Annotated in this window: 6 protein-coding genes and 1 pseudogene; 4 read left to right on the forward strand and 3 right to left on the reverse strand. The window is 61.2% G+C overall.

The window, feature by feature from the left end; all coding sequences use genetic code 11:
- The 3 genes from acpA to DBR24_RS04830 all read left to right on the forward strand — a co-directional run.
- On the forward strand, positions 1–1,386 hold a 1,386-nt coding region (gene acpA, locus DBR24_RS04820; protein ID WP_128614067.1), incomplete at its 5' end, for an acid phosphatase.
- Positions 1,387–1,506: 120 nt separating this feature from the next.
- Positions 1,507–2,694 carry a hypothetical protein gene (locus DBR24_RS04825; protein WP_128614068.1) on the forward strand — a complete coding sequence of 396 codons (1,188 nt, stop codon included), beginning with the start codon at positions 1,507–1,509 and terminating at the stop codon, positions 2,692–2,694.
- 183 nt (positions 2,695–2,877) lie between these two features.
- Positions 2,878–3,402: an SET domain-containing protein-lysine N-methyltransferase gene (locus DBR24_RS04830; RefSeq protein WP_128614069.1), complete on the forward strand. Its 525-nt coding sequence runs from the start codon at positions 2,878–2,880 to the stop codon at positions 3,400–3,402.
- Positions 3,403–3,409: 7 nt separating this feature from the next.
- Here the strand turns inward: DBR24_RS04830 and can are convergent, their stop codons facing one another.
- Positions 3,410–4,054, reverse strand: a complete 645-nt coding sequence (can, locus tag DBR24_RS04835; protein ID WP_123376595.1) for a carbonate dehydratase — start codon at positions 4,052–4,054, stop codon at positions 3,410–3,412.
- A gap of 140 nt (positions 4,055–4,194) precedes the next feature.
- Between can and DBR24_RS04840 the strand changes: the two genes are divergently transcribed.
- Complete coding sequence (locus DBR24_RS04840) at positions 4,195–4,599, forward strand: serine kinase/phosphatase (protein WP_128614070.1); 405 nt, start codon at positions 4,195–4,197, stop codon at positions 4,597–4,599.
- A gap of 127 nt (positions 4,600–4,726) precedes the next feature.
- Here the strand turns inward: DBR24_RS04840 and rimI are convergent, their stop codons facing one another.
- Together rimI and DBR24_RS04850 are read right to left on the reverse strand one after the other, a co-directional pair.
- A complete protein-coding gene (rimI, locus tag DBR24_RS04845) occupies positions 4,727–5,179 on the reverse strand; it encodes a ribosomal protein S18-alanine N-acetyltransferase (protein WP_128614071.1) in 453 nt (150 codons plus the stop codon).
- A pseudogene (locus tag DBR24_RS04850) lies at positions 5,172–5,576 on the reverse strand (energy transducer TonB); the annotation flags it as partial. The gene rimI and the pseudogene DBR24_RS04850, both read right to left, overlap by 8 nt.

Consider the following 5,576-nt stretch of genomic DNA (forward strand, 5'->3'; position numbering starts at 1 on the left):
CAACAACGTGATCGCGATGGCTCGCTGCTGCAAACCTTGCCGCCCGTCTGGGGCGGCGTGCTGCAGATCGGCCCGCAAACCCTCGATGGCGTGACCTACCCCAGCGCTACCCAGTTCCAGGAAAACCTGCCCAACGCGCCGTTTGCCCTCAAAGGCCCGAATGGCGAAGACCTGCCATTCGGTCTGGTCACCCGCGACCTGTGGCACGTGTTCTATCAGAACCAGATGCAGATCAACGGTGGCAAGAACGACGGTTTCGTCGCCTGGGCCGATTCCGGTGGCCTGACCATGGGCCACTATGCACAGAGCCGTTACTCGCTGCGTTTGTGGGATGTCGCGCAGGAGTTCGTGCTGTGCGACAACTTCTTCCAGGGTGCCTTCGGTGGCTCGTTCCTCAATCACCAGTACCTGATCAGCGCCACCGCGCCGTTCTATCCGGACGCGGCCAATTCGGTGGCCAAGTCGCAGATTGCCACGCTGCAAAGCGCAGATCCCGCCGACCCGCGCCTCAAGCCGCTGGAGCAATCGCCGGCGAGCGCCATGAGCGGGCCGCCACAATTCGGCCCGAGCGCGCTGACCCCGGATGGCTTCGGCGTCAACACCCTTGCTCCGCCCTACTGGCCGACGTGGATTCGCGACCCGGAGCGCCCGGCGTATTCCAAACCGGATCTGCCCAACGTGCTGGTGCCACAGACCCACGAGCACATCGGCGACAAGCTGTCGAAGAAAAACGTCGACTGGGCTTGGTATGCCGGGGCCTGGCAGGCGACGCTGGAGCAGTACAAGGATTCCGGCGGCATTCCGAAAATCCCGAACTTCCAGTATCACCACCAGCCGTTCAACTACTTCAAGCAACAAGGTCCGGAAAACCCGCAGGAGCGCAACAAACGCCTGCGCGATGCCGGTCTGGGGGAGGAGTCGAGTACCAACAAGTTCTTCGCCGATGCCGAGGCCGGCAAGCTGCCGGCGGTCACGTTCTATAAGCCTCAAGGCAACCTGAACATGCACGCCGGTTACGCCGACGTTGCGTCCGGGGATCGGCACATCGTCCGCGCCCTGAAGGTGCTGCGCGAAAGCCCGCAGTGGAAAAACATGCTGGTGATCGTCACCGTCGATGAAAACGGCGGCTGGTGGGATCACGTCGCGCCGCCCAAGGGCGATCGTTGGGGGCCGGGGTCGCGGGTGCCGGCGCTGGTGGTGTCGCCGTTCGCCCGCAAGGGCACGGTGGATCATACGGTCTACGACACGGCGTCGATCCTGCGCCTGATTACCCGGGTGTTCCAGCTCGAAACCCTCGACGGTCTCAAGCAGCGTGACGAGGCAATGATCGCCCGTGGCCAGCAACCCATGGGCGACTTGACCAACGCCCTGCACTTTCCGGCCTGAAACCCGGTCCTGCGGGCTGACGCAAAAATCCGTGAATGACGGCTTCTCTGTGCAACACGGCTGATCCAATATGAAGCGCCCCCGACTCGCGGGGGAACCCACGCTGAAAAGGATCTGAGCATGTTCAAACTCGCAGGAATTACCCCCGCCGCACTGGCTCTGGCTGCGCTCACACTGAGCGCGGCCGCCCACGCCGATGTCGATCTGAAGCTGGGCAGCACCGAACGCGTCACCCGCCTCTTTGCCTTTCCCAACAACTGCAACGTGATCTGCTTCCGCAACTGGACGCTGGAACAGACCGTCGCGCATTACCTGAGCCAAAGCGTGCAACGCGACGGCTACACCAATGCCAAGGTGCTGGTGAAGAACGATAACGGGCAGATTTACGCCGAGATCAGCGGCGTGCCCAAAGGCTACGACAAGCCGCTGTCAGCGCTGCTCGATGCCGGCGACCTGGCGTATACCGGCGCCAGCAAGCTCAATGCCGATGGCAAATGGGCGTATAGCTGGTATCTGTTCCTGCCGCTGGGCATGGCCCTGGAAAACCGCAAGAGCGTCGAACTGCTGCACTTCCCGCCGGATTACTCGCTGACCCAGGCCCAGGATTATCTGCGCTCGAACACCACCGATCGCTGGGCCACGCTGCTGACCGTCAACGGCATCCCGGCTGAGCAGACGCCGGCCTATCAGACCATCATCGACATCGCCCCGATCGCCGCGCCATCGAACGCGGGCAGTGATCTGGAAGGTGTGTACGACTACTTCAAGGATTACCAGACCACCCTGGTCAAGCAGTTCAGCCAGACCGGCAACGGCACGACACTGCCGATGGTCGCGTTCGGCGCGCCGGTGCGTAACTGGATCAAGCAGCAATATGGGCCGACGGTGAATGTGTTGGGCCTGGCGACCATCAGCCCGAGCGCTGGCGTGAAAGTCCCGGTGCTGGGGTCGAACCACCCGAGTTACATCTGGTACGCCGCCGACCCGAAAAGCTACACCGGCGACGATGCACAAGCCAAGGCTGACGCCGCAGGCCTGAAAGTCATGGGCCAGGATTTGAGCGCGGCCTGCTGGCAGGCTGGCATGGGCAGCAAACCGGGCACGGATCCTTCGACGCTGCTCAACAGCTGCACGCAAACCTGGCAAGTCACGCAGAAAGTCAAAACCTGCGAACTGTTTTACACCTCGATTCGCAACTTGAGTCAGCAAGACGCTGCCGCCAAGTGCGCCTCCACGCCAATCAAAGCGCAATTGCAGCAACTGAAGGCGCCGTTGCCCGACGCCGTGGTACCTGCACCGCACCTGTAATCGGTAGAGGCTTGATTCCCGTGTCAGCCCTGGCTGACGCGGGAAAGCGTCTATATCGCCTGTCAGATCTGACAGTAGACCGGTTATACCTGTTACGCGAAGATTGGATCCAAACTGAAACACAGCAGCACTGACAGGACGTCAACCCAAGGAAGTCGCAAGCACCTTGCGACAAGGATCGTTATGAACACCCGTACCCTGGCGCACATCGCGCCACGCGATACCGAAGGCATTTATCCGTTTGCCGGCCTGCCCGTGCGCCTCGGATTTCCCTCTCGCGCCGACTTCGAAATCATTCACGACGAGTACGGCGCACCCTTGGCGGTGGCGGTGCGCCGCGAATTTCTGCACACCCGGCGGATGTGTCGGGTTTCGGGACAGCTGTTGCCTTATCGCTGCCGACAGACCCGACAGTTGCTGAACGGTATCCACCTCTACGATCCACGCTTCTGCGGATTGCTCGAACACGCCTGCGATCCCAACGTGTTTCTCGACATGAGCGAGTTATGGCTATGGGCGCTGAAAGATATCCACAGCGGCGAGCGGCTGACCATCGACTACGCCGCCACCGAAGACAAACTGCTGCGCCAGTTTGCCTGCGGTTGCGGTTCGCCACGTTGCCGTGGCTGGATCACCGGACACAACGAGCCACCGAGCCTGGAGGGCCAGCACTTTTTGCAGTGCTGGCGGCGCCAGTGCGCGCGCTGACCAGCGCTTACAACGCGCCGACCGGACGCAGGCGATACTGCGGCGGCAACTGCTCGAAACCGCTGATGGTGGTGTTCAGGCTCTTCCAGCGACCGTCCTTGATGCCGTAGATGCAACCGTGGATCGACAGGCTTTGCCCGCGATGCCAGGCGTTCTGGATGATGCTGGTGTGGGCAACGTTGGCGACTTGCTGGATGACGTTAAGCTCGCACAGGCGATCAACCTGCTCTTCTTCGGTCGGCAGTTTGGCCAGCTCTTCGCGTTTTTCGTAGTACAGATCGCGGATCGAACGCAGCCAGCCGTCGATCAGGCCGAACTGCCGGTCCTGCATCGAGGCGCGCACGCCGCCGCAACCGTAGTGGCCGGTGACGAGGATGTGTTTGACTTTAAGTACGTCGACCGCGTACTGGATCACCGACAGGCAGTTGAGGTCGGTGTGCAGCACGACGTTGGCGACGTTACGGTGCACGAACAGATCGCCCGGCAGCATGCCGACGATTTCGTTGGCCGGCACTCGCGCATCGGAACAGCCGATCCACAGGTATTCCGGCGTTTGCTGGCGCGCCAGCTTGGCGAAGAAATCCGGGTCTTCCTTGGTGATCGCGTCAGCCCAACGCTCGTTGTTATCAATCAGGTCTTGTAAGTCGTGCATGCTGTAAGGCCTCAAGAAAGATGCGCAGGTATGACAGACGCCCACCCGTCGGGGTCACGAGAAGATCGCAAGTGTTTTCGTTGGAATTCTCGTGGATGCGGTGAGTCCACCTAGTAAGGCCCACAGTATGAGGATTTGCCATGACTGATTCACGACGCCCCTACGATGCGGTGCAACCGGAGCCCATCGATGATAACGAAGACCGCATGGGCTCGGTGCACGAGCTGGATTTCGATGAGGACGAACCCAGTGCGAAGATCGGTGACGAGATTCCTGAGCGTGAACGCGAGCACCTGATGCCCGACGAGCGGGTGCGTGAAGCCGGCCTCACCGGCGCATCGACCGCTGACCATGAACCAACCGACGATGATTTGAGCCCGGAAAAGCTGATTCGTGAAGACGGTGCACGAGATGCCGAAGAGGCTGGCGAAGGCAATCCGGCGGATTGGGATTTGAGCCTGGTCGATGAAGATGACATCGGCGGTGGTAATGGGCTGGATGAGGCGGAACTGGCGCGGCGCGATCCATTGGATGGCAATCGCTGATTCTTGTTGCCCGTCACACCGCTACGCCCGCAAGCCGGTTCCCACAGGTTTTGGGGTTGGTCACACTGTGTGTGCACGAACCGATCCAGTGTGGGAGCCAGCCTGCGGGCGATGCTTTTAAGCTGAATCAGTCAACCAGGGTGCAGGCCATGACCACCGCGTCTTCACGCCCCCCCACCGCCGGATAATAATCGCGCCGCCGGCCAATCTCGTTGAAGCCATACCGCTCATACAGCTTGAAAGCTGCGGTGTTGCTGTCGCGCACTTCCAGGAAGCACTCGCGTGCCTCTGCAGCATATGCCCGCGACATCAGATGCTCGAGCAGCGTCAGCCCCAGCCCACGCCCCTGATTCTCCGGTTTGACCGTGATGTTAAGCAGATGCGCCTCATCCAGAATGATCTGCACCACGCCATGACCGACCTGCTGCTGACCTTCGAACATCAGCCAGATCTGGTACTTGCCCAGCCCGTCAAGAAAAATCCCCCGCGTCCACGGGTGGCTGTAGGCAGCGAACTCAATCTTCAGTACGGCGTCCAGATCCGCTTCGGTCATCGGGCGGAACGTTACAGCGTCACTCATTCGATTCTTTCCAGCGCGCCATCAGCCGACGCATCGCTTGCCACACAGCGGCCTTGCGCTGTGGCTCTTCCATTAACAATTCCAGACCGGGAATCGCCCAGGCCGAGCCCAGGCCTTCGATCTGCAATTCACGATTGAACGCTTCAGCATCCGCTTCACCGGCAAACCTTACCGCCGGCAAGCCGATCAGCCACAGGCAGGCGCACGGCGCCGCTTCCATTTGCACCGACAGAAAGCCCTGAACGAAGTCGCGCGCCGCTTCCGGGCCCTGATCCAGCGTGCCCCGGTTCAACCACGGCCAACGCACCGGCTCGCCAACGATCTGCGGCGCGTCCGGCAGACCGGCGGCGCGCAGCATATCTTTGAGCAGCAGATAGGCCGGATCGCGGCTCTGGAA

The sequence above is a fragment of the Pseudomonas sp. HMWF006 genome, assembly GCF_003061205.1.
GTDB classification, from domain to species: domain Bacteria; phylum Pseudomonadota; class Gammaproteobacteria; order Pseudomonadales; family Pseudomonadaceae; genus Aquipseudomonas; species Aquipseudomonas monsensis.